The organism is Methylomonas sp. PHL2-19 (assembly GCF_059331595.1).
Map to the genome: position 1 here is coordinate 1,643,170 of NZ_CP196839.1, position 24,728 is coordinate 1,667,897.

A 24,728-nucleotide genomic window follows, 5' to 3' on the forward strand; every position below is an offset into this window, starting at 1 on the left:
CCTTGCCCAAGCCTGGGCTGATCAAATCGAACACAGCATTAAAACCGTCCCCTTTTTGGATCAGGCGCAATTGCTGGCGCTGTCCGATGCCGACATCGAAACCTTGGGCGGCGCGGAGTTGTTCAAACAACTGGGCGTCGATTTATTCGTTGTCCATCATCAAGCCAAGCTGGAAGCCATTAACGCGCTATCCAAAAAAGAGTTGCTGCAACTATCCCCGCAAGATATTGAGCGCATGGGTGGCGCTGAGCTGTTTATACAGGCCGGCAAGCGCATCAGATACAAAACCTTCCGCGAGGTTTGCAGCGAGTATTTGTCGCGTTGGAACAAGAAAGACTATCAAGGCCAGATGCAGCGGATAAGCGAGAGCGATAACCCCCTCGTAAACAGTGACTTCAAATAGTGAGTTAAAACCATGATAAAACACAATGCCCAAAACGAGCGTATTAAGCGCAAATACTTTATCTTTTTGAAAGAAGCCAAACGTCAAAACGAAAGCTCAGTCGATGCCGTAGCCAAGGCCATCAGTCGCTTTGAAACCTACACAAAATATCGCGAATTCAAGGCTTTTCATTATCAGCAAGCGGTTTCCTTCAAAGCCGACCTGGCCAAACAAATCAATCAGCAAACCGGCAAGCCACTGAGCAAATCGACAATGAATTCGACCCTTAGCCAGTTGAAAACCTTTTTCCAATGGTTAACCATGCAGCCGGGCTACAAGTCGCATATCAGCTATACCGAGGCCGAATATTTCAACCTATCCGAAAAAGAGGTGCGGATTGCGACGGCCAAACGGCAAACTCGTGTGCCGACCATCGAACAAATTAAGCACGTCATCGCATCTACGCCCAACAACACGGTCATCGAGCAGCGTAACCGCGCGCTGATCGCTTTTACTTTGTTGACCGGTGCGCGTGATAGTGCGATTGCATCGATGAAACTCAAACATGTCGATCTGATTGCAAATTGCATCTTCCAGGATGCTCGTGAGGTCAAAACCAAGTTCAGCAAAACATTCACCACTTATTTCTTTCCCGTCGGCGATGAGATTCAGCAAATCGTGGTCGACTGGGTTAACTACCTGAAAACTGAATTGCTATGGGGCAATGATGATCCGTTGTTTCCGAAAACCAATGTGATTAATAGCGAGGATCGTGTTTTTAGGGCTTCCGGTATAAAGCCAGAGCATTGGCAAAACGCATCGCCGATTCGCTCCATTTTTCGCGAGGCGTTTGAAGCGGCTGGTTTGCCTTACTTCAACCCGCACAGCTTCCGTAAAACCTTGGGAACGCTTGGTGAGAAACTTTGCCAAACCCCAGAGGAGTTTAAGTCTTGGAGCCAAAATCTGGGACACGAAAATGTTTTAACGACGTTTTACAGCTACGGTGAGGTGCAGCAGCATCGGCAAGGGGAGATTTTCCAGCTTTTGAAACTGCCACGAGATTTATCCGGCCAGAGTGCTGAAGACATTGCAAAAGCAGTAGTCAAGGTCATGACCAATCAACGATTACAACAACTTATATAGTTGTAAATGTTTACCAATTTTTTTGTTGCTAAAAATGACTGAAATAAACTTAAAGCCTTGGCAAAATAGGCGGTCTAGTCCAGTCTGAAATATTTTGCCGGAGATTAAGAACTGGAAACTCAGGCGTTAAATGCTTGCCGATAACTTTCAAAGGAATTCATGAAATTTACAGAAGACACGCGCGTCAAGATACCGGCAAACCGTGCTCACTGCCGCCGAAGAGCAGCGCATCATCGATGTGTTCAACGCCAAGCAGCAGCAAGAGGATTTTTCGGTAGTGGTCAGCTACCGCGACATCGCCGCCAAGAATTACTCGCTCAGCGCCGGGCAGTATTTCGATGTGAAGATTGAGTATGTCGATATTACGCCGGAAGAGTTTTCCGAAAAAATGAAGGTGTTTAACGATAATTTGGACAGTCTGTTTAGCCAGTCGCGGGATTTGGAGGCGGAAATTAAGAAGCAGTTGGCGGGGGTGAATTTCAATGCCTAGAAATGTCGGGTGGGCCTGTAATATTTTGATTGGAAACCTGGCGACGATTAGGCTTGTAGGATGTGCCGACGCAAGGAGGCGCATCGATCGCGACCGATGCGCTTCACGTTGTTCAGCACATCCTATCTATCGTAGGGTGGGCACGGCTGTTTCGTGCCCACCGTTGACACCGCGTGGGCAAACGAAAAAGCTGTTTGCCCACCCTTGTATGATGAATTTTAACAACCGATAGCCCAGAAAAACCGATTAAGCTGTGATTGTTCATTGGGAGGCCGTCCCACCCTGAGGACTGGTAGTTTACCAGAGCCTGTCGTGTAGATTGGCCCCCGCCCTATTCACCCATACCGTGGAGTATCCGAGGCTTAGAGCCTGCATACACAAGGAAGGTAGGTGCATGTGCAGGGTCGGGAACCGGTGAATAGTGTACTTCCCTTTAAACTGTATTTAAAAATGATGATGACGAACCGCTCGCTCAACACCCCCGCTGAATCTGTCCATCGCCTGTTTGCCGGCGTGGATGTCGGCGCCGACGAATTGGTTTTAGTGATCCGCAAGAACGGCAAGCCGTTCGACCCGCAAAAATATGCTAATACTCGTAGCGACCGTGCGCGTCTGGTGAATAAGTTGATCAAATTACCCGGCATCAAGGTCTGTCTGGAAGCCACCGGTATTTACCATTTCGATCTTGCTATTGCGCTACACGACGTCGGTGTACCTGTGATGGTGGTCAATCCCAAGGCTTCGCATCACTTCGCTAAGGTATTGATGAAAAACAGTAAAACCGACGCCGTCGATGCCAACACCTTGGCCGAATATGTCGAGCGCATGGATTTCGTCGCCTGGACTCGTCCTTCGAATCAAGCGCTGGCTTTGCGCGGCTATGCTCGCCGTATCGACGCGCTAACCGGTCAGAAGGCCGCCGCGAAAAATCATCTACATGCGCTGAGTGCGACCGAGGAAACGCCGAAGGCCCTACTACGCGATGCCAAATTGGCGATTAGTCAGCTGGAAAAACGCATCGATACGTTGGCTGGCGAGGCGCTGGCGTTGATCGACCAGCATCCGGAACTGCAACGAATATTCGACCTGTTGACCGGCATCAAAGGCATTGCCCAAACCAGCGCCATTGCCTTGATGGGCGAACTACTGCTATTGCCGCCCAACCTGTCGCATCGCGAATGGGTCAAGTTTGCCGGACTCGATCCCAAGGCCTTTGAGTCGGGCAAAAGCGTACACAAGAAAATGCGGCTATCCAAGGCCGGTAACCGGCATATTCGTTCGGCGTTGTATATGCCGGCCTTGAGTGCCAAACAGCACGATCCGCATGTGCGAGCGTATTTCCAGCATTTGATCGACAACGGCAAGAAACCTTTGCAAGCCGTCTGCGCCGTCATGCGTAAATTACTGCATGCGATCCATGGCATGTTGAAGCACGATCAGCCGTTCGATAACACACGGTTTTATGCCATCCCTGAATCCATCATCGCCGAGTAAAAAATGATGAAATTTGTTGCTTTTGAACAGAGTATCTACAGAGCTCTCCTTATGAGAAGCTGGGAAAGGCTATCTCTAGGAGAAATCTCGGACACATGCCTAGGAAAAATGCTGGATGAAGAAAAAAATAAAGGTGAGTTAAAGCCATATTTGGCGAATATAAATGTTAGGTGGGGGAGTTTTTTTCTTAACAATCTCAGTCAAATGAGATTTGAAGATTATGAAGACGAGAGATATGGTCTTAGAAATGGGGATTTAATTATTTGCGAAGGTGGTGAACCAGGGCGGTGCGCTATTTGGAGAGACCAAATACCGAATATGAAAATACAAAAAGCGTTGCATAGGCTAAGAGTTAAGCCTGGATACAACGTTGAGTTTTTGTATTACAGAATGCTTCTAGCTGGACGCTTAAAAGAACTTGATAAGTTTTTTATCGGATCGACAATAAAGCATTTAACTGGTGTCACGCTTAGACAAATCGAGTTCAATTTTCCAAACGAATTAGAACAAACAAAAATTTCGTCAGTCCTGAGTGCTATCGATGCCAAAATCGAACTCAACAACCGCATCAACGCCGAACTGGAAGCGATGGCGAAGACTTTGTATGACTACTGGTTTGTGCAGTTCGACTTTCCCTTCGACTTCGCCCAAAACAAGCCCGCCGCCAACGGCAAACCCTACAAATCCTCCGGCGGCAAAATGGTCTATAACCCAATCCTGAAACGGGAAATACCGGAGGGGTGGACTGAGGGAACATTGGAAGACCTCGGGCAGATTGTCGGCGGGAGCACGCCGACGACAACAGAAGCTGAAAATTTTTGTATAGATGGTACACCTTGGATTACGCCAAACGACTTGTCGGGTAATCAGGGAAAGAAGTTTGTAACCCGAGGCGCAACTGATGTCAGTGAGGCTGGAATTAAATCGGCTTCTCTTAACAAGTATCCAAAGGGGACCGTTTTATTAAGCTCAAGGGCACCAATCGGCTATATGGCGATTGCCCGTAATGAACTGACCACCAATCAAGGTTTTAAGTCGTTTATTCCCAATAAAGGCTATTCATCAGCCTTTATCTATTACACGGTAAACCTTAGTTTGAAGGCAATAACCCAGTATGCTTCCGGTTCGACTTTCAAGGAAGTATCTGGCAGCGTTCTAAAAACTGTAAAGATTGTTCTCCCACCGACACATATATCTGAAACATATACAGCGGCAGTTTCTGCTATTTTTGCTCGGCAGGACACTTTAGAGCAGGAAAACGAAAAACTAGTGGCTCTCCGTGACTGGCTCCTCCCCATGCTAATGAACGGCCAAGTGACCGTGCAATCGGTAGCAACCGACTAAGGCCATGACCGTTCCCGCCCAGCCCAAGCTTTATCACATCGTCCACGTGGACCGATTGGCCTCGATCATTGCGGCGGGCGGTCTGTTATGCGATGCGGCGGTGATGGCGAACCAGACGGGTGGCACCACCATAGGCATGAACAGCATCAAGCAACGCCGTTTGCAGGAATTGAGGCTGGCTAGCCACCCGGATTTGCATGTGGGCGATTGTGTGCCGTTTTATTTTTGCCCTCGCTCCATCATGTTGTTTATCATTCGCCAAGCCAATCACCCGGAGCTGGACTATCAGGGTGGGCAAGGGCCGATTTTGCATTTACAGGCCGACTTGCAGGCCAGTGTGGCATGGGCAACTGCAAATCAACGGCGCTGGGCGTTTACTTTGTCGAACGCCGGTTCCTATTATTTTGAAGATCGTTGCGATTTACGCCAACTGGATCAACTGGATTGGAAGGCAATCCAAACCAACCAATGGAAGGAGTGCAAGGAAGGCAAGCAGGCGGAATTTCTGATGGAGCGCAGTTTTCCGTGGCATTTAATTGAATCGATTGGCGTATTTTCGGTGCCAATTCATCGACAGGTGACTAATATTGTGCAAGCGGCAACTCACAAGCCACCTGTAACGATAAAAACCGCTTGGTATTACTAGAGAGCACAATGATTGAATTAACCCAAGGCGATATTTTACGCGCGGACGTCGAAGCCATAGTCAACACCGTGAATTGCGTCGGCGTGATGGGGCGCGGCATTGCCTTGCAGTTTAAAAAAGCCTGGCCGGACAACTTTAAAGCCTATGCCGCCGCTTGCGATAAAGAACAAGTTCAGCCGGGGCGGATGTTCGTGTTCGAAACCGGCCAGCTTGCCAACCCGCGCTACATCATCAATTTTCCGACCAAACGCCATTGGCGCGGTGCCAGCCGCATGGAAGATATTGAAGCCGGTCTTGATGCGCTGGTGGCCTGCATTCGTGAAAACGATATTCAGTCGATTGCCATTCCGCCGTTGGGTAGCGGTCTGGGCGGTCTGGATTGGCAACAGGTTAAACCCCGAATCGAGCAGGCCATGAGCGCGTTACCGGATGTTCGGGTATTGATTTATCAACCCAATGGCGCTCCCGCCAACGAGGTAATCGCGCGGAATAAAGTTCCACCCAAAATGACCCCCGGCAGAGCCGTTCTGATTGAGTTGTTGCAACGCTATTTGGCGGGTTTACTTGACCCGACTGTTTCATTGCTGGAAGTGCACAAGCTGATGTATTTCATGCAGGAGGCCGGTGAGCCGTTGCGTTTACGTTATCGCAAAGCGCATTATGGCCCTTATGCTGAAAATTTGGGCAAGGTGTTAAATGATGTCGAAGGCCATTTTATTTCCGGCTACGCCGACGGCGGCGATGATCCTAAAAAGCAATTGCAACTGGTGCCGGGAGCAGTAGAAGAAGCTACAGCGTTTTTACAGGACTTCCCGCAAACCCGCGAGCGCTTTAACTTGGTGTCCAAACTTGTGGAAGGCTTTGAATCGCCGTTTGGCCTGGAGCTGTTGGCTACAGTTCATTGGCTGCGTAAATTCGAGCAAATCAATACTGTCCAGGAAGTAATTCAGGCTACCCATGCTTGGAATAACCGCAAACGTCAATTCACACCTAGACAAATCGAGCTAGCACTAAGTGTTTTGGATCGGCAAAGCTGGTTTGCGATGACCTGATAGACCATCGCTAAATGCAGGGTCAAAACTGAAAGTCAGTGGATTATTTTTCAACAGATAATTTTTTGATAAACACTTTTCTGTAGGTGTCTGTTGTAAATTTCTAATTCTTTTTCGGCTAGCCAATAACGAACTTAAACGCCGAGGCAGCGGAAGCTGTTATTCAACGTCTTCTGCGTGTAGTGAGCAACCGGTCTTTTAAACCTGAAAAACAAAGTTTTCCTATCGAATACTTACTTAAATCGGATGATGCCGCAAGGATTCCAAGCGAGCCGGGGCCGATCATTGAACCTGATTGGGACTCATGGGATAAGGAGCAACGAAAAGTCAGTATCAAGAGTATCTTTGACTGGCCGTTAGCATCATGGATGGGTAGCAATTTACGCCAGTTGCGATCAAAAATCATCGAAAGTTGGCTTTCCATGCCAGAGCTTCTTTCGCCGCAGAATAGTCGATTTAGAAAACCAATGGATACGAGGCATTAAAATGCAATCTTTGACCGCATCCTTACTGCGGCAATGCCAATTACCAAAAAAATTGGATCTTGGGATTTATTATCGCTGGGGTAGCGGAGCTGACAGGAAGCAGCGATTTTTAGTGGAACTGGATGCGGCACCATTATTGGTCCTCGTTCAAGAAGCAGTGTTGGGCTACCGTGTTTATGAGCTGCTCACCATAAACCGCATAGGCGATGTTTTGCATTATCTCCGGGTGCGCCCGATTGAGGTTGAACCCGATGTAGCCGAAATATTTGAGGGGAAAAATCGAAAGGACTGGCTTCCATATCAGGAATATGAATCAGAACGATGGGGCAAAGGTTACTGGCCTTTGGTCGATTTTGACGCCTGTTTTGGGTTATATTGTGACGATACTCCTCCAGCCTCCGCCACTTGGCGTTTCTTTTGGGATGCCGGAAGTTGGCGATCTTACGTGGCCGATTTACTCGCATCCATTCGCATCATCCAATCGCAATTGCACCAGTCAGATGACTTTTTGATCCAAGGCGAAATCGCTCGAATGGAGCGTGGCATTCATCATCAGGATTATCTACCCAATATCTCAAGGGATTGCCGAATAACAAATTGTGTTCCTGAAAAATCGCATTTATCAACCGCTTTATTTCGAGTTATAGAGGAATTGATTGTTAGCGATAAAGTTCAATCAGTTGCCTGTCCGTTTGACGATTTTTGGTTATGGCGGAGTTTGGTCGAGGAACAGTTAAAACGCAGCCAACAACTGAACCGAAGCCCTCAGGTTGCTTTCTCACTCTGTACTGATAGGGAACAAGTGAATATCCCTTATTCTGACTGGGGAGGCAAGGTCCATTGTTCTTATGAAGGGATTTGTGGAGCCGACTTATTTATTAAACCTGATTGGAGAAATACTTTTCCAGAAGCCGATGGCGTTGAATCCAGCCTATCTGACATTGTGTTCTATACCGGTGAGGATTATGACAGTGGGAGAATTTGTCACTACCTACTCACCGACAATGACCTAGGAGAATTGATGTGTGCGACTCGCCGAAATATCGGCGATGGTTGGATTCTTTATGAATCGAAACGTCCTTACCGGCCTAATCCAAACTTCAAAACAGAATACTAAAGTGATTTATGAGATAAATCATTAGCCTCATGGAGCAAATTACCAAACGTTTGAAGTCTGTTGATTCATCTGTAGCTATCCGACTACAAATTCAGTGATGGTGCTAAGGGTATTTTGGATGACCTTCTTCGCTTGCAGGTTTGGGGGAGGTGTACCAGAAAAAAGAATGATTTTGGATTATAGAAAAATAATCGAATCCATTTTTCCATCATAGGCAAGGCGTAAATTTAGGCGCACGAGTCAAACAAACTGAGTCCAATCCACTCAAACCTAAACAACTTGAAACTATTGATATTAAAAGAATATACTGTAGCTCCACGTTGTTTCAATTCGCTGGTGATGCACTTTTAATGCGATGGTCGTGCGTTAGAATCGCACACGACCCACCATCAATTCGATAAGCAAATCAACCAGTTGCTGAGAAATCAGAGCTGGTTTTTTTGTGCCTGAAATTTGGCTTGCGTGATTTTTGCGTGACTTGATTTTCACCGGCTCCAAGCCAACTTTGTTGCTGTGCTGTATCGATTCATCATTTGAGAGCCGCTTTCATTCAAACCAACATTCAGTCATTGATGATAACAATCATCGGCGGCCTTAGCGGCCTCTGGTTGCGGTGCAGGTAGATTTTTTTCGGCGGGCTCCGGAGCGGTTTTAACTTTTTCCGCAAATTCGTTTTGCAGTTGCCAGCGCACAACGCGGTTTCGGCCCGATTCCTTGGCAACATACAACGCTTCATCGGCAAATTTGTTCAATTCGCTCGGGTCTTCCGGTTTGTCTAGGATGCTGGCGACACCCAGACTCGCGGTCACCCAAGGGCCGGTTTCGTAACGGGCGACCGATTCGGATTTGATGCGCAACCGAATACGCTCCGCCACTGTAATGGCTTCGTCTACGCTTAGACCCGGTAACACGACGCAAAACTCTTCGCCGCCGTAGCGGCCAACCAAATCAATTTTGCGGGTGTTGTTGGTTAAGATTTCGGCGAGCAATTTGATGATGACGTCACCGGTGGCATGACCGTAATTATCGTTAACCCGTTTGAAATGGTCGATGTCGACCATGATGCAGCACAGCTCCAAATTGTTTTGCAGGGCATCGGCAAACGCTTTTTCAAACAGTTCGTTAAATGCTCGCCGATTCAAACAGCCGGTCAGAGAGTCCCTGGTGGCCAGAAAGTGCAATTCCTTGTTTTGTTCTTTAACTTGCGCCTGACTTTCCTCCAACTTGCTGACCATGATTTGCAACTTGGTATTGCGTTCTTCTATTTCGGTGATGTCATCCAGCGTGATCAACACGCCTTGAGGGGCGTCGTTGCCAGAAAGAATGGGCGATGCGTTGATCACAAATTTAAATGTGTCATTGTCAGGACTAGTCAGTTTCAGATGCGCGCCAATCGAACTTTTGCCGGTTTTTAAAACAGTTTGCCAGGGCAGGTAGACGTCGGTGGTCGAATCTTCCGCGCTTTTCCATTCTAATTGTGAGGCCTTTTTCCCCAGCAAAGCCGACGTAGGGCTGGCGATTTTTTTCAGAAAGGCATCATTGACCAAGACAATTTGCTCATGCTCATCAATGATGATGACACCCTCGGCCAGCGTATCGAAAGCCGCGTTGACCCGTTCGGGAATCACGGCGCTGGGGTCGAGTACTTTCAAGGTTCTGAGCATGAACGCCAAGTAAATAAAAAAGCCGACAACCAAAAAGAATATCGCCATTTTAAAACTGGGGTGTTCAAGAAAATCCGAGGCCGATTCTCCGGCTATTGGCGCGAATTTAAATTCAATATCCCCCCATTTTTCCGAGTCGCGAAAAATAGGCACCACCAAATGCGTGGACGTGGATTTTTGGCTATCGTAATCGGCCCATTCTTTAACGTGATCGTTGACTTGAAAAATTAATTGATTGTTTTGCAAGCGGATTCCGGCGGATAAAATGTCCGGGCTTCTCTTGATCAAAGCATTGAGCATTCGCTCAATGCGGTGTGGGTCTTGATCAGGGGCGATGGTGGAAAATTGAATGGCTAGTGCTTCGCTGACTTGTTTGCGCGACTCCAGCATAAACTTGGATCTATCCGGCATGAAACCCAACATTTCCGCTGCAAACAGTAAGCAGATACTCAGCATTACTAAAGCCAGGCTGATGCGCATTGCCGGCAATAAAACTCCGACCGCTTTTTTTAGGGCGTCCATGATTTTAAATGATGCGATGCCGGAATATTAAACCGAAACTCAAGCAAACAGTTTCTGATCATCACGGGGTTTCTTCAGAGTGGGAGGATACTGAGTCAAGCTCTTTGGCTTCATGGTCTTTTGCCAGCCTTGATTTTTTGACTGACCTCATTATAGGCAATGGATCAAAGCGTTTCAGTAAGGGCACCGTGGACATAAAGCTGGCCATTAACGACCCAGCCCGCAAGATCCAGCTGACAAATCCGGCAGTCAGACCGGCGCTGGTCCCCAGGATGATTTTAATGTTTACCGGATTGGCGTCCTCTACGACCGTAGGGTCGCTCATTTGCTTGTGAATGTTTTCCAATCTGTTCCAAAACTCCACTTCTTCTTGCTCGCTTAAAGTCGTCTGGCTATCAATTCTGTATTCATCGACCGATGGAATTCTGGATTCAAAGTGGTATTTTCGGCTAGTTTCGTTCCTGCGTGGTTCTTCGTTTTTATTAGTGTCCATCAGTCCGGATAAGCGTGGGCTATTTCCATTATCAATCCATGCGTTGGATTCTAAGATAAATCGATTGCCTGTTGCCTGCTTATCTGAAGGTGATTCATGCGTTAATTGATCGGCATGGGGGGGTAAATCAACAATGACCGCAAATTGATCGGTGGATACGTGCTGACTTGCTGAAATATGTGTTTGAGCGTCGTCTCCCTGATTTTTATCATTCAAACCATTTTTTGGATTATACCTAATGATGTCGTGCAAAGTACTCGTCGTATCGTTAGATGCAATATAGTTAATCTTGGCGGCCATTGCGGTGGAGCCCGCTAGTCCGTCGTTGACGGAGAGGCTAAAACTCGGCGCCGATTCATTGTTGCCGTCGTCGATGAATTGCACTTGGTTGGCGGTCAGCTGGGCGCTGGTAAAGCCGGTGATCGGTAATCCTGCACGGGATGCCAATTGGAAATACCCCCCCGTTACATCGCCGACCGTGTAAGTAAAACTGTCACTATCCGGATCTGTTATCCCAAAATGGGCTGCGCTGAGCGTGACCGTTTCCCCCTCGCTTACCGTCAAGCCCAGATTATTGATGATCGGTGCATCATTGATACCGGTGTAGTTGATCGCCGCGGATAAAGTATTGGAACTGAGGCTACCGTCGCTGACAGTGACATCAAAACGCGGCGCCACTTCATTGCCGTCATCGACAAACTGCACCTGGCCGGAGGCCAGCTGGGTGCTGTTGAAACTGGTGACGCTGACACCGGGATTGGTAGTGAGTTGGAAATACCCGCCACTCACACTGCTGAGCGCATAGGTGAAGTTGGCGTTGTCGGGGTCAGTGACGCCGAAGTTGGCGGCCGCAAGGGTGACGGTCTCGCCTTCATTCAACGTTAGGCTGGCACTGGTCAGGACTGGCACATCGTTGAGCGAGCTGTAGTTGATGGTCGCGGCCAGCGTATTGGAATTAAGTGTGCCATCGCTGGCTGTAGCGTTGAAGTTTGGCGGAGCCTCGTTAGCGTCGTCGACAAATTGCACTTGATTGGCGACGAGTTGCGCGCTGGAAAAGCTGGTGATAGCAATGCCGGGGGCCGTTGTTAGTTGAAAGTAACCCCCGGTCAGTGCGCTGATGGTAAAAGTGAAATCACTATTGTCCGCATCGCTGACGACAAAATCTGCGGCGCTCAGAGTCACCGTCTGGCCTTCGCTCTGGGTCAAATTGGTTGCACTGAGCACAGGGGCATTGTCGTTGAGGTTGGTTATATTGATTGTAAAGCTTTGGCTGTTAGTCGAGCCGTCCGAACTGGTCGCCAACACGGTGATGTTGTGGCTGGTGGCGGACTCGTAATCGAGCAGGCTGCCGTCGGCGACGGTGACCACGCCGGTGCTGCTGTCGATGGCAAAACGGCCGCCGGCGTTGTCCGTCAGGCTGTAGCTGATCGTCGCCCCCGTGTCGGCATCGGTCGCTAACGCCGTGATGCCCACCACGGTGCCGTTGACGGCGTTCTCGGCGACACTGTTGGCGGTGGCATTGTTGTCACTGACCGCCGAGACCGGATTGTCGTTGAGATTGACGACCGCCAAGGTCACGGCCAGACTATTGCTCAAGGTGCCGTCGCTGGCGACGACATCGAAACTGTAGCTGGACTTGCTTTCGTAATCGGCAGCGGCCTTGAGGGTGACGGCACCGCTGTTGGCGTCGATGTTCAATAAGGCGGCATCGGCGCCGCTCAGACTCCAGGTCAGCGGGTTGCCGTCGGCATCGCTGCCGGTGGCGGTGTAGACCACGGTGTTGATCGGACTGTTCTCATTGACGCTGGCGCTGCTGCCGGAGCTGATCGCCGGGGTGTTGTCGTTGACGGCCGTATAATGGATCGTCGCGGCCAATGTGTTGGAATTCAACGCACCGTCACTGACAGTCATACTGAAACTCGGCGCCACTTCGTTGCCATCATCGACGAACTGCACCAGACCGCCACTCAAATCGGCACTGGTGAATTGCGTGATCGAGTTACCCGCCGCGCTGCTCAATTGGAAGTAACCGCCGCTGACGCTACTGACCGTGTAGGTGAAGCTGGTATTGTCGGGATCGCTGACGCCGAAGTTGGCCGATGACAAAGTAACGGTATCGCCTTCATTCAAGGTCAGCGACGCACTGCTGATGACCGGCACCTCGTTAACATCAGCCAGCGAGATGGTAAATGTTTTATCGACGCTGAGCCCGCCTGTGTCGGTCGCACGAATGATGATGTCGTGGCTGGTCGCGGCTTCATAATTAAGTAGACTGTCGTTAGCAACGGTGATTTGGCCAGTGTTGGCGTTTATCGCAAAACGTCCGCCTGCATCATTGATCAGCGCATAACCCCAATTTTCCCGCAGATCGTTATCAACCCCCACAACCGAGCCTACGACCGTGCCAATGGCGGTATTCTCGGCGATACTTGCCAAGGCAACAGTGCCGCCTTCCAGGCGCGCATTGGCCCAAACACCATGATCAAAAGCGTTGCCGTTATTGGCGTTGTCGATAGCAAGCCTTAACGTACTGGCTCCGGTCACGTCGATGTTCAGGTCGATAGGCGTGCTGGTGGAGTTTAGAATAGGGCTGCTATAAGTCTGTACACCATCGACATATACGTAAAACTGCACCTTGCCATACGAGCCGGTTTGGTAATCGTTGATGCCGATTGTGGCCTTGAACGATGTGGCGCCATTGATCGCATAGTCGACATAACCGTAGCCGTTGCCGCTAGCGGCGGGATGAGTTCCCAAGCCACGGGCGTAGCTGACCCCGTCCAGGACAATGCCGTAGCCACTATGTCCGGTATTGAGGGTTAAGTCATACATCGATTTTGTCAAATAGCTCTGCTCAGAGAGATAGCGGGTCGCGGCAATGTCCGTTGGCGCTTCGTTGGCGGCGGTATAGTTGATTGTTGCTGCCAGAGTATTCGAATTCGCCGAGCCATCACTTACGGCAACGCTAAAACTAGGCGCGACTTCATTGCCATCGTCAACAAATTGCACTTGATTGTTAGACAGTTCCGTGCTGGTAAAACTGTTGATGCTGAAGCCGGGGTTGGTCGTAAGCTGGAAAATACCGCCGGACACATTGCTGACCGTGTAGGTGAAACTGTTGTTATCCGGATCGGTTACGCCGAAGTTCGCCGCCGAAAGGGTGACGGTTTGGCCCTCGGTCAAGGTCAGACTGGCACTGGTCACAACCGGCGCGTCGTTGCTGGCAATAATACTGAGTGTGCCGGACACCACATTGCTGGTGCCGCCATCGCCATCAGTCAGATACCCTTGTAAGGTACGCACCAAATTTGACGGGGCGTCCGAGACATTCTGATAAGTAATGTTACGCCCCAAGGCCTGCGCAGCGGCCACGCTGGCGTTGCTGTTAAAACTGATGACCAAAGGTGTCGTGCCGTCGGTACCGCCGGTGAAAGTACCCATTACGACCCCACCGTAGCTGACATTGCTACCCGACACGCCGATTTGTCCACTGGCCGTGCCTTGATTACGGATCGCCAGACGATCTTCTGCTTGGCCGTTGGCGCTAAACGATACTACCAACTGGCCGCCATTAAAATCTGTCAAGTCAACATCGGTCACGGTCGCATTGGGTGCCAATATCACGGCGCCGGCGTTTTCCGGATAACTGACGCTACCGGAAGCGAACGTCAACACGGGCGCATCGTTGACCGGATTGACTGTGATTACCTGGGTCGCAGTGGCTACCAAGCCACCACCGGTTCCGGTATTACCTAAATCACTGAGCGTAAATTGCATACCGCCCGGCCCACTGTAGTTGGGGTCTGGCATGTAATCGATGTTATCCAGGGCAGTGTTGATGGCCGCTAGGGTGCCACGGAACGTCATTGTGGTATCCGCTGCTCCATCACCAACGGAAAATGTCAATCCGACCAACCCGCCTAAAGTGACTGTGCCGTTGATAGCGGAAATCGTCATCTCCAGATTCGAGGAGCCGGCATCAACATCAGAGATGGTTATGGCGTTACCAATCGAAGCCGAAAAACGCTTTACTACGTCTTCATTGGTAGTTCTAGCGCTAACCACGTTAATAACTGGCGCATCGTTCACTGAGGTAATGTTAACCGTCGTGCTGCCGGTTGCCGTTAGCGCTCCGCCGCTACCTTGAGCGACGGCATTGACATCGCTGAAGGTCCAGTCGATCTGCACGCTGGAGGGCGGGGTTTCGCTCCAGTTCCAGTAGACAGTGTTGCGCATCAAGGTGTTGACCCGGGCATTGGTGGCGTTAGCACCAAAGGTGATTTCCATCTGCCCGCCGGTGAAGCTGTAGGTGCCGACCTGCACGCCGCTGACAAACACGTCGGTGCCGCTGACGGTCACGGTGATGCCGTCAAACGCCAAGGCGTCTTCAGAGTTGGCGCCGCCGTGGCGAGCCAGGGTCAAGGTGGAACCGTTAAAATTGTCGGTGCCGGACAACTCGGCGTCAAAAATTGTCACGTCGGCATCAAGCACCACCGCCGATCCGTTTTCGATAAAGGTAGGCGAACCATTCAGGTTGCTGAATGCCGGCGCATCATTAACGGCGGTAATGTTGATGGTCAGGGTATTGGCCGTGCTATCCAGGGTTTGTCCGCCGCCGTAGCTGCTGCCATCGTCGGCGACACTGAATAAAAAGCTGGTTAGCGCCGTGCCGTTGGCGTTAGCCGCCGGGGTGTAGGTCAACTTGCCCGATTGAATGTCGGCGGCGCTGATGGCGTCCAACTCCTGCACGGCAACTCCGTTCAAATACAGTGTCCCGGAACCTGGCAGCGATTCGATCCAGACCTGACTGAGATTGTTGCCGTCGGCGTCGGTGAACGGAAAATCGGCAATGGTAAACGTATAAGCGGTATCCTCGGTCACCGTAATCGTGTGATCTTGGCCGACCGGCGCACTGCTCGGCGTTTCCGCGACAATGGCATTGGAAAACTCCGAGGTTTCGTAAAAGGTCGAATAACTGGAATCGGTGCGGGTCGCGGTAATGGTAAGGTACTGGCCAGTCGCTAGGCGGGCATCGGAGAAATTAAATTGAATATTGACGGTACCTGAACTGCCGACCGCCATGTTCACCGCGTTGAGATAGGTTCGCCCCTCGCCGCTGGCCGTGGCATCGGAAAACACTTCAATGCGGTAATAGCTATTAGCCGCCCCGCTATAGGTGCCGCTCAAGGTCAAGTTGATGCCATTCACTGCCGCGCGGGTTAACACCATGGTGTTCAACAGACTGTTCGGGCCGCTATCGACATCGCCGGCGTCGTTGGCTGTGGCGCCATCGTCGGCCAGATCGATGCCAAGCCGGGTGTTGCCGTAAATGCTGTTCTCTAAAAACACGTTGCTGGAGCTAGCCCCTACAACCGTTATGCCCACGTCGTTGTTGGCGATGATATTGCCGGCGCCGGCCGCCGTGCCGCCGATTAAACTGCTGGTGGCGGAATTTTCAATAGCAACACCTTGCATACCGTTGCCCAACGCCGTAACGCCATCCGTGCCAACCCCAATGTAGTTGCCTTGGACGACAGTACCGGTGGTGCCGCTATCGCTGATATAGACGCCTGCTTCGGTATTGCCGGCAATGATGTTGCGATCCGCCGCCGTGGTACCGCCAATTATCGTGTTGTCAGCGCCGCCGATCACGGAAATCCCGTCCCAACTGTTTGCCAAACTGGCATTGCCGGATACGTCGGTACCGATATAGTTACCTTGGACAATATTGTTGTCGGCGCTTTCGCCATTGATAAAAACGCCGGAGTAATTGTTGCCCGAGATCAGGTTGCCGGCGCCAGTTGCCGTGCCGCCAATGGTGTTTCCGGACGATTCGATGGTGATACCGGAATTGGCATTGCCCAAGTTGATCATGCCGGAAATATCGGTACCAATATAGTTACCGGAAATGACGTTGCCGGTTGCCGAGCCGCCGGTCAAGGTAATACCCGAACTGCTATTACCGGAAATGACGTTACGTGCTGCGACTGTTGTGCCGCCGATGGTGTTGTTAGCCGACTGCACATAAATACCGCCGCCGGCATTGGCCAGCGCGGCGGTGCCGGTGGCGTTGAGACCGATCAGGTTGCCTGCGACGAGGGTGCTGCTGGCAGGTGCTTCCAACTGAATGCCCACCCAGGCCGTGGTGCCACTGATGACGTTGCCTTCGCCGGCGACCGTTCCGCCGATGCTGTTACCGGCGGCACTAACCCAAACACCCTGATTGGCATTGCCGACTGCATTCGCACCGGAGGCATCGGTGCCGATGTAGTTACCCTTGATTACGTTGCCTGTGGTCGAGCCGTTGTCGGTATTCAAGCCGATACCAAGAATGGTATTGCCGGAGATCACGTTGCGATCCGCCGCCGAGCTGCCGCCGATGATGTTATTGGCGGAATTCCAGATGCTGACGCCCACTGCGTTGCCGGCAGCGCCGGTGCCGGCAGCATTAAGGCCTATCCAGTTACCGGCAATGGTGTTGCCGCTACTGCCGGCGATAGTGATGCCGCTGCCGGTAAAGTTTTGAATCACCAGGCCGCGGATGGTGCTGCCATCGCTGCCGCCGTAGAGCTGGATGCCATCTTGAATACTACCGGCGCCGTTCAAAACAATTGCGGGTTTGTTGGCGCTGAAGCTGTCGTCGCTGGTCGCATCCAGCACGACTTGACTCGTAATCGTCAAGGGTGCCGTCAGATTGATGGTATGCACCGATGAACCGCTGATGCCGAAATAAATATAATCCGTGCCGGCGGTATTGTTGGCGGCGGCAATCGCCTCCCGCAGCGAGATGCCATCGCCGCCATCGCTGGCGATCAATGCGCTGATCGAACTGGTATCAGCCGAAGCGCTGATGGTATCCGAGGTGTTGGTGACAACAATGGCGCCGACATGCACATCCAGAATGTCGGTATCGGTTAAAGTGCCAACCGAACCGGTATTGCCTTGATCGCTGGTGGTCAGGGTCAATTGAGCCAAGCCACGGTAGTTGCTAGCGGGCGTAAAGGTCAGGCCATTATTCAGTGCGGTGTTGATTGCCGACACTGTGCCGGAATAAGTCATGCTACTGCTGCCGTTGGTGCCGCTGACCAAGGTCAGGCCCGAGGTACTGGCTAGCGTCAATGTACCTTGGCTGATGCTGAGCGTCACTTGCACACTGCTGGAGGCAGCATCGGCATCGGCGATTTGTAGGGCATTGCCATTGGCACTGGAGAAGGTTTTGCTGGTGTTGATAGCTGTGTAGCTATTGGCGGGCAGACTGTTGACCGGCGCATCATTGATCGCCGCGACCGAGATGCTGCGCGTTCCAATGTTACTTGCCGTCGTGCCGTCGGTCACGCTGAAACTCACGGTGCGGCTGGCGGTGGACGGTGCATCGCTGGTGTTTTGATAGGTAACAGAACGCAGCGCGGTTTGGTATTGAGAAACGGTGGCCGTGCCGGATAAGGTCAGTGTGCCGGTGCTACTATTCCAACTGCCGGTGATACCGTTTTGGTTGGTGAATGCCAGTACGTCCTGCCCGCTGGCGTAGTTGCCGGTGATCTGCACCGTGGCGCCGCTCAGATTAGCGTTATCGACGTCAGTAAGTACCAGGCCTGAGGTAATCGCTGTCGCAGCGCCGTTCTCGGTGTAAGCCAGGGTCGTGGCTTCGATGGCGGAAATGAGCGGCGCATCGTTGACTGCCGTTACTGTGATAGCCACCGTATCGGTGTCTGTTAAGGTCAGGTCTCCGGCGAGTGCGGCAATTTCCGCCCCAGTTAAAGCGCGGTTATAAATCCGTGCTTCGTCGATCTTGCCATTGAAATCGTAGGTAGTACCACCGTTTCCGTGCTTGCCGATAAAACTATTGGTTCCCTGATTGTAAGCGATGGATGTGGTGTAAGCGGTAGAGGCCACGGCAACGCCGTCTATATAAACCGCTTGGGTATGGGCTACGCTGTCGATGGTGTATGCAACGTGGTGCCAGCCGGTTCCGGCCAATGTCGTAGCCGTTTCGGTAAATCTGAACGTGCCGCTATCGACATAACTACCTTTGATTTTGCCGCCGGCATCCAGGCGTAATATCACGTTGTCGCCCAGCGAAATGACTTCTGCACCCCCCGTGTCGGCGGATGTCAAGTTTACCCAGGCCGCCAGGGTGACACTGGATGGCTGGCCATAAACCCCAGTAGTTTGCACATAACCGTCGCCAGCCAAGCTCAGCACATTGCCGCGGGTAGTGTCATTGACGGACGTGCCATTGACGACCGAAACCGTGGAACCGGCCGCCGGACTGCTATCGGTCTCCAGTGCGCTAGTGTTATCGAAAGCGTAACGGCCCAAGAGGCCGGTATCGATATCCAAACTCAGGAGTACCGAGTCTTTGGTGGCTAATGTCAGCGTCGCGCTGCCGCTGTATTCGGCAGTGGGCGTGAAGCTCAAGCCATTCAGCGCCGTGTTGATGGCGCTGGCCGTGCCACGAAACCTCATCGTGTTGTCGGCCGTGCCGTCGCCGGCTACAAAGGTCAAGCCGGTGGTGCCGCCCAAGGTCAGGGTGCCGTTGGTGACCGTCAGAGTGATTTCGTTGTTTGCGCCGCCGGCATCAGCGTCGGTTATCGTAATCGCATTGCCATTGGCCGATGAGAACACTTTGGCCGTGTCCTCATTCGTCGTTTGTGCTACGGGTACTGTATTTACAGGCGCGGTGTTTATACTTGCTTTGATAGATACCGCACCTATCGACCAATCGGCAGCAAGTAACGCTGAACCGCTCATCGTTACTGAGCTCGCGCCTTCCGCCACGGAAGAGCCTGCCTTTGCCGTAGACAATAGGGGAGAGCTGCTCCATTGCGAAGTTTGCCCGGTACCCGAAGTAACAGCGGAAATAGCTTTCCAATACTGCACGTCGATAACCAAATCGCCAGTCGCACTGGCGACATTCACCGTGCCTGATCCTCCCAACAAACCGGTGGTGCCGGTGTTGCCAGCGTAAGTACCGTAGGGCGTCGATTGGTTAACACCGTTAAAGGTCGATGCACCCGCAGCAGCTTCTGTATTTCCGGTAAATGATATAACGACGTTATCGGTTCCCTCTGTGGGGTTGACCAACGCCCAAATTTCGACGGCGTGATTGGCTGCTGTGCGCCCTACGCGGGTGAGATCGGCGGTACCGTATTTAACGCTGTTGACCCCAGCGCTGCCGTCATCAATGGCAATCTCGACAAATAGTACCCGGTCGAAGCCGGCACTGACCGTATGCGACCACGTCAGTTGGTTGGTGCTGGTGCTGCTGGTGGATGTCACTGTGCCATTGGCAGTCACCGCCATCAAGCCAGTCCATTCGCTTTGACCCGCCGCGTTGACTACAACTTCGGTTTCGACGTCGCCGGTTTGGTATTCAAGTAGCCAGTCCCCTCCCAAATCCGCACTGCCGGTGGTATCTTCCGACGCCGCGACGTCGATATTGGTGATCCCGGACAGATACTCGACAAAACTCTGCCCAAATTGCGTTTCCGCGACATTGCAGCCGTAAATCAGAATATCGCCGTTGGCATTGAAGGCATCTCCCCAGGCGCTGATGTCGGTCTGGTTTTGAATCAAGGTATCGAAATTGAGTTGACTGTTGCCTAAATCCAGGCTGCCGTCGCTGCCGTGCGAGATGATATGCACCGCGTCCAGATTGTCGCGCTCGGCCAGAATCTGCGTGATTTGTTGAATGCCGTCGGTGCTGCTGTCCAGCGTAATGATTTCCAGATTACGGTTGGAAACGTCGCTGCTTTTGATATCGTTTATTAGCGATTCGTAGCCCTGGACGCGGGTATCGACAAACACGATTTCATTGCGGCTGGTCTCGCTGGTGCTGGTTTGCGCGGGGGGCTGTTGGGTGTCGGCGGGCGGCGTGGCATTGGTGTAGGTTGCGTTGGGATCCATGAGCTGTTCGGTCAAAAGCCCCTCGATGCCGCCGGAGAACAGCTGTCGAGATTCCAACTCTTCCAGAATCGGTTTTGAGTGGTAGTGCTTGAGATGTGACTTTGAATTCATGGGCGTTGAAAGTTGCAGTTTGACCGATGAGCATGGAACGCCGTTGGCATCGGATGCCAGAGATGCTGCTAGAGTTTAGCGACTTCGTTTTAATTATTCTGTGATTGCAGCAAATAATCCGTAATAGAACACAGATAAGCCTGCTCAAAATGTGCAGTGGTTAAGTGTCGGAGGGTATATGGAAAAAATGGAGCGCTTGTGGCTTTTATTAACCCCACTCTTAAATACCGATCACCCCTCAAAGAGCAAACCAGCTTGAGTTTCGACGACCTCAGCCCGAACGGAATACCGGTAGTTTCCCTACTACAGCTCCGGTTTCCGTTCTATACTTCCGCTTGATTTAAACACTGTCTAATTTGGAGGGACGCCCTTGCTTGATCCTGTCGAGATCAATTCGCAAGCTGATTTGATCGAACATACCTTGCAAGAAATCAAAGGTTTGGTTTCCTTGCCCGAGGTATATCAGAAAGTTAGAAATTTGATCGACGATCCCCGTTCGGATATCGAGCACTTTGTCGAAGTTGTGGCCAGCGATCCCAACTTAAGCGTCGCCGTGTTAAGAGTTGCCAACAGCGCTTTCTTTGGTTTTCCGGGAAAGATCGACAGCTTGAGTCGCGCCGTCAATATGCTGGGCATCGGGCAGTTACATGACTTGGTGCTGGCTACCTCGGCGATTGCCTCGTTAAAATTGCCCAATGACATCATGCCGCTGAAAACCTTTTGGCGGTTCAGCTTGTTCTCGGCGGTGTTGACCCGGTTGTTGGCAAGCCAGCTAAAATTCCCCAAGAGCGAACGCCTGTTTGTGATTGGTTTGTTGTATGAAATAGGGCATCTGGTGCTTTACGCAAAGCACCCTGAGTTGGCGAAACGCGCGATGGAACTGTCCCGGAATAACCAGGAATTACTGCACATCGCTGAACAAAAACTGTTGGGTATGCATTATGGCGAGATCGGTGCCAAACTGATGGCGCAATGGTGTTTGCCGGCGCATTTTCAAGACATTGTGCATTATCAGCCCACCCCTGACCTTGCCCCGGATCAGCGCAGGGAAACCGCACTACTGCATCTGGTGCGGGCCTGTGCCGAAAAATACATATCCGGGCATATGCGCGCAATCGAGGAGAGCGTATCCGCGGACATTTGGGATATTTTGCAACTCAATGCCGAACAGTTGGCAGAGGCTGTCGAACAAGCTTTAAAAGCCGCGACTGAGATGGAAAAGCTCATGTTCAATTAAGCCGCTATGAGAGCTGAACAACAATTCCTTTGCGATTTGGCCGAAAAAATTTCGATGCCTGAGGTGTATCTGAAAATCAGGCTGTTATTAGAAAAGCCGGATGCCAGAATCCGCGACTATGTCGCGGTGCTGCAAACCGATTCTATGTTGACCGTCCGCATAATCCGCATGGCCAACAGCCGCTTCTTTGGTTTTAACCGCAAAGCGTATGACCTTTACGATGCAATCAGCTTGATTGGTACCATTCAGTTGCATGATTTGCTGTTGAGCAGTTTGTGCATGCGGACGTTTTGCAATATTCCCGACGCGGTGATGGACTTGAAAGAGTTCTGGTTGCATGGCATCGAATGCGGCATCGCCTGCCGCACGCTGGCTAAAATGGCCGGACTACCCGCTGGACATCGTTTTTTTGCACTGGGGTTGTTATTGGAAATCGGCCACGCGGCGATGTTTGTCAAAGCCCCGGAACAGGCGCTGGACGCATTGCTGGCAAGCCGGGAGCAGGGCTTGCCGATTGACGAGCAGGAACGGCTGTTGTTTGGCTTTGATTATTGTCAGTTGGGCTCTGAACTGATGCGTTTATGGCATTTACCCGAGGTATATTCGCACATCATTGGTCACCAACTGCATCCTGAACTTACCGATCCGCATTATCGCAACGAAACCTATCTGGTTTATCTGGCGCAGCAAGTGTTTGCGGAGCCGGAACAATTTAACCAGGCGCTCAGTGGCTTAAAGGATAGCCAGCAACAATTTGCCGCCATCCCCAGTAATTTGAAAGACCTGGTCAGTCAGGAAATAGCCAACCACCTCGATGACATATTTCTGATGTTGTGCCCGCAGAGTGTGGTTCAGAGTAATGCCTGTCCGGGAGGTTTTCCGCTATGAGCGTTAGATTTGCCCAACAATGGCTGGAGATAGTCTGCCGCATTGTGCCGCAAACTGAGGCTGCGGCATTGATGGTGAGCGATGCGGATGGCAAAACGCTGCGGCTGTTGGCGAAATGGCCGGAGAACCTCGCCGATGCTGCCGAGTTATCGGCTATTTGCAAACTTGCACTGGATAAAAATCAACCCAGTTACATGCCTAATGTGGCAAAACCGGATCAACGGCAATATGACTTCTTCGGTCTGCCGGTATTTGACGGTTCGGTACTATTAGGTGTGATTGCGCTCAAACTGGAGCATGCTGTTGCTGATCGGCGCGCGGCTGTTTTTGCCACGCTGGAGCAGAGCGTGGAGTGGTGGCGTTTGGCGCAAGACCGTTTGCAGCAGAACGACGATTTTTACAGCTCCGTAGTCGGTTTGCTGGCGGCTTGTTTCGAGCAAAATAGTTACCGCGAGGTTTTGATTAGCCTGGGTACGGAATTGACGCGCATGCTGAGTTGCGATCGGGTTGCCATCGGCGAATTCAAAGACAACTACAGCACGGTAGTGGCGATTTCCAATAACGCGCAATTTGACCAGCAAGCCAATTTGTTGCAAAAAATCGCCGATGCGATGGACGAAGCCATTGAGCAGGATAGCGTGGTGGTGGTTCCGGATGTCAAATCGGTCAGTATCCAGCGCGCCCATCAGGAAATCGTCCGCAAGTATGGTTATGGTTCATTGCTGACCGTGCCTATGCTGCATGACGGTAAGTTTATCGGCGCGGTTACCCTGTTACGCAGCGAAGAACAATCCTTTGCCAAGGAAACCGTACTACTTTGCCAACAAGCCCTGGCACTGATCTCCCCGTACCTGACTTTAAAAAAACTCGACGAACAAGCGTTGTCGGTAAAAATCGGCATCAAGCTTAAACAGCGGCTGGCCGAACTGATGGGCGTCAAACACTTCAAAGTGAAATTGACCGCCCTGGGCTTGGTGTTGTTCTTGTTGATCAGCTCTGTGTGGCGCAGTGATTTTCGGGTGACCGCCAACGCGGTGTTGGAAGGCAAAATTCAGCGGGTGGTCGCTGCGCCCATTTCCGGATTTTTGCAATCCGCGGCGGTAAGGGCTGGTGATACGGTGCGGCAAGGCGAACTGATGGCTAGTCTGGACGATGCGGAATTACAACTGGAATTAAGCAAGCTGGACGGGCAGTTGCAAAAATTCCGTCGCGAATACCGCGAAGCCCTGTCTGGTGGTGATCTCGTGAAAGTCAGGGTCATTAGCGCGCAAATCGACCAGGCCGATGCGGAGATGGAGCTGACCCGCCAGCAGTTGCAGAAAATCAATCTGGCCGCGCCGTTTGATGGGGTGGTGATTGAAGGCGATTTGAGTCAGAAACTCGGTTCACCGGTCGAACGCGGTGAAATCCTGTTCAAGATTGCCCCGTTGGAGGGTTACCGCATCATCCTGAAAGTGGATGAAAGCCTGATTTCCTATATTCAGGAAGGTCAAAAAGGTTCTTTGGTGCTGGCCAGTATGCCCAGCCGGACCTTTCCGCTACAGGTGCAAAAGATCACCGCAGTGGCCAAAACCGATAGCGGCAAGAATGTCTTCCGGGTGGAAGCCAGCCTGGAAAAAGCCCCTGAATTATTGCGGCCGGGCATGGAGGGTGTTGGCAAAATCGCGGCCGGACGCGCCAGTTTATTGTGGATATGGAGCCACGACATGCTGGCTTGGCTGCGTTTGTGGATTTGGTCCTGGTGACACCAGTGC

General features: G+C 51.5%; 14 protein-coding genes. 11 read left to right on the forward strand and 3 right to left on the reverse strand.

The features are described from left to right. Positions 1 to 55: 55 nt before the first annotated feature. Complete coding sequence (locus ACR02O_RS07915) at positions 56 to 403, forward strand: hypothetical protein (RefSeq protein WP_458136813.1); 348 nt, start codon at positions 56 to 58, stop codon at positions 401 to 403. Between the two features lie 96 nt (positions 404 to 499). Here ACR02O_RS07915 and ACR02O_RS07920 read toward each other — a convergent pair whose 3' ends face one another. Then, positions 500 to 694, reverse strand: a complete 195-nt coding sequence (locus ACR02O_RS07920; protein ID WP_458136814.1) for a hypothetical protein — start codon at positions 692 to 694, stop codon at positions 500 to 502. Positions 695 to 703: 9 nt separating this feature from the next. On the opposite strand from ACR02O_RS07920, the gene ACR02O_RS07925 reads away from it, so the two are divergent. The 7 genes from ACR02O_RS07925 (at position 704) to ACR02O_RS07955 (ending at position 8,153) form a co-directional block, all read left to right on the forward strand. After that, positions 704 to 1,525 (forward strand): site-specific integrase, encoded by an 822-nt coding sequence (locus ACR02O_RS07925; RefSeq protein WP_458136815.1) that lies wholly within the window; start codon positions 704 to 706, stop codon positions 1,523 to 1,525. A gap of 202 nt (positions 1,526 to 1,727) precedes the next feature. Further along, a complete protein-coding gene (locus ACR02O_RS07930; protein ID WP_494523151.1) occupies positions 1,728 to 2,015 on the forward strand; it encodes an N-6 DNA methylase in 288 nt (95 codons plus the stop codon). Positions 2,016 to 2,465: 450 nt separating this feature from the next. Further along, positions 2,466 to 3,509, forward strand: coding sequence for an IS110 family RNA-guided transposase (locus ACR02O_RS07935; protein WP_494522208.1), 1,044 nt, complete (start codon positions 2,466 to 2,468; stop codon positions 3,507 to 3,509). 3 nt (positions 3,510 to 3,512) lie between these two features. Further along, positions 3,513 to 4,853: a restriction endonuclease subunit S gene (locus ACR02O_RS07940; RefSeq protein WP_494523152.1), complete on the forward strand. Its 1,341-nt coding sequence runs from the start codon at positions 3,513 to 3,515 to the stop codon at positions 4,851 to 4,853. A gap of 4 nt (positions 4,854 to 4,857) precedes the next feature. Further along, on the forward strand, positions 4,858 to 5,499 hold the full coding sequence (gene darT, locus ACR02O_RS07945) for a type II toxin-antitoxin system toxin DNA ADP-ribosyl transferase DarT (RefSeq protein ID WP_458136819.1): 642 nt from the start codon (positions 4,858 to 4,860) through the stop codon (positions 5,497 to 5,499). Positions 5,500 to 5,507: 8 nt separating this feature from the next. Then, complete coding sequence (darG, locus tag ACR02O_RS07950; protein WP_458136820.1) at positions 5,508 to 6,551, forward strand: type II toxin-antitoxin system antitoxin DNA ADP-ribosyl glycohydrolase DarG; 1,044 nt, start codon at positions 5,508 to 5,510, stop codon at positions 6,549 to 6,551. 486 nt (positions 6,552 to 7,037) lie between these two features. Continuing rightward, the gene (locus tag ACR02O_RS07955) at positions 7,038 to 8,153 is read left to right on the forward strand and encodes a hypothetical protein (RefSeq protein ID WP_458136822.1); all 1,116 of its coding nucleotides are present in this window, start codon (positions 7,038 to 7,040) and stop codon (positions 8,151 to 8,153) included. A 566-nt stretch (positions 8,154 to 8,719) separates the two neighbouring features. On the opposite strand, the gene ACR02O_RS07960 is transcribed toward ACR02O_RS07955, so the two are convergent. Together ACR02O_RS07960 and ACR02O_RS07965 are read right to left on the reverse strand one after the other, a co-directional pair. Next, complete coding sequence (locus tag ACR02O_RS07960; RefSeq protein ID WP_319962695.1) at positions 8,720 to 10,339, reverse strand: diguanylate cyclase; 1,620 nt, start codon at positions 10,337 to 10,339, stop codon at positions 8,720 to 8,722. Positions 10,340 to 10,400: 61 nt separating this feature from the next. Beyond that, positions 10,401 to 20,849 (reverse strand): cadherin-like domain-containing protein, encoded by a 10,449-nt coding sequence (locus tag ACR02O_RS07965; protein ID WP_494523153.1) that lies wholly within the window; start codon positions 20,847 to 20,849, stop codon positions 10,401 to 10,403. 370 nt (positions 20,850 to 21,219) lie between these two features. Here ACR02O_RS07965 and ACR02O_RS07970 point away from each other — a divergent pair, with 370 nt between their 5' ends. From ACR02O_RS07970 to ACR02O_RS07980, 3 genes are read left to right on the forward strand one after another with little or no spacing between them, the layout of a single operon-like run. After that, positions 21,220 to 22,086 carry an HDOD domain-containing protein gene (locus ACR02O_RS07970; RefSeq protein ID WP_051669714.1) on the forward strand — a complete coding sequence of 289 codons (867 nt, stop codon included), beginning with the start codon at positions 21,220 to 21,222 and terminating at the stop codon, positions 22,084 to 22,086. A 6-nt stretch (positions 22,087 to 22,092) separates the two neighbouring features. After that, a complete protein-coding gene (locus tag ACR02O_RS07975) occupies positions 22,093 to 22,974 on the forward strand; it encodes an HDOD domain-containing protein (protein WP_033155721.1) in 882 nt (293 codons plus the stop codon). Further along, the gene (locus tag ACR02O_RS07980) at positions 22,971 to 24,719 is read left to right on the forward strand and encodes a GAF domain-containing protein (protein ID WP_494523154.1); all 1,749 of its coding nucleotides are present in this window, start codon (positions 22,971 to 22,973) and stop codon (positions 24,717 to 24,719) included. Before ACR02O_RS07975 ends, ACR02O_RS07980 begins: the two co-directional genes overlap by 4 nt. Positions 24,720 to 24,728 lie beyond the last annotated feature (9 nt).

Excerpts from the sequence above, each read along its gene's own strand:
- ACR02O_RS07955 (WP_458136822.1), top strand. The coding sequence starts at position 7,038 with ATGCAATCTTTGACCGCATCCTTACTGCGGCAATGCCAATTACCAAAA.
- ACR02O_RS07980 (WP_494523154.1), top strand. The coding sequence starts at position 22,971 with ATGAGCGTTAGATTTGCCCAACAATGGCTGGAGATAGTCTGCCGCATT.
- darT (WP_458136819.1), top strand. The coding sequence starts at position 4,858 with ATGACCGTTCCCGCCCAGCCCAAGCTTTATCACATCGTCCACGTGGAC.
- ACR02O_RS07960 (WP_319962695.1), bottom strand. The coding sequence starts at position 10,339 with ATGGACGCCCTAAAAAAAGCGGTCGGAGTTTTATTGCCGGCAATGCGC.
- darG (WP_458136820.1), top strand. The coding sequence starts at position 5,508 with ATGATTGAATTAACCCAAGGCGATATTTTACGCGCGGACGTCGAAGCC.
- ACR02O_RS07975 (WP_033155721.1), top strand. The coding sequence starts at position 22,093 with ATGAGAGCTGAACAACAATTCCTTTGCGATTTGGCCGAAAAAATTTCG.
- ACR02O_RS07965 (WP_494523153.1), bottom strand. The coding sequence starts at position 20,849 with ATGAATTCAAAGTCACATCTCAAGCACTACCACTCAAAACCGATTCTG.
- ACR02O_RS07935 (WP_494522208.1), top strand. The coding sequence starts at position 2,466 with ATGATGATGACGAACCGCTCGCTCAACACCCCCGCTGAATCTGTCCAT.
- ACR02O_RS07925 (WP_458136815.1), top strand. The coding sequence starts at position 704 with ATGCAGCCGGGCTACAAGTCGCATATCAGCTATACCGAGGCCGAATAT.
- ACR02O_RS07940 (WP_494523152.1), top strand. The coding sequence starts at position 3,513 with ATGATGAAATTTGTTGCTTTTGAACAGAGTATCTACAGAGCTCTCCTT.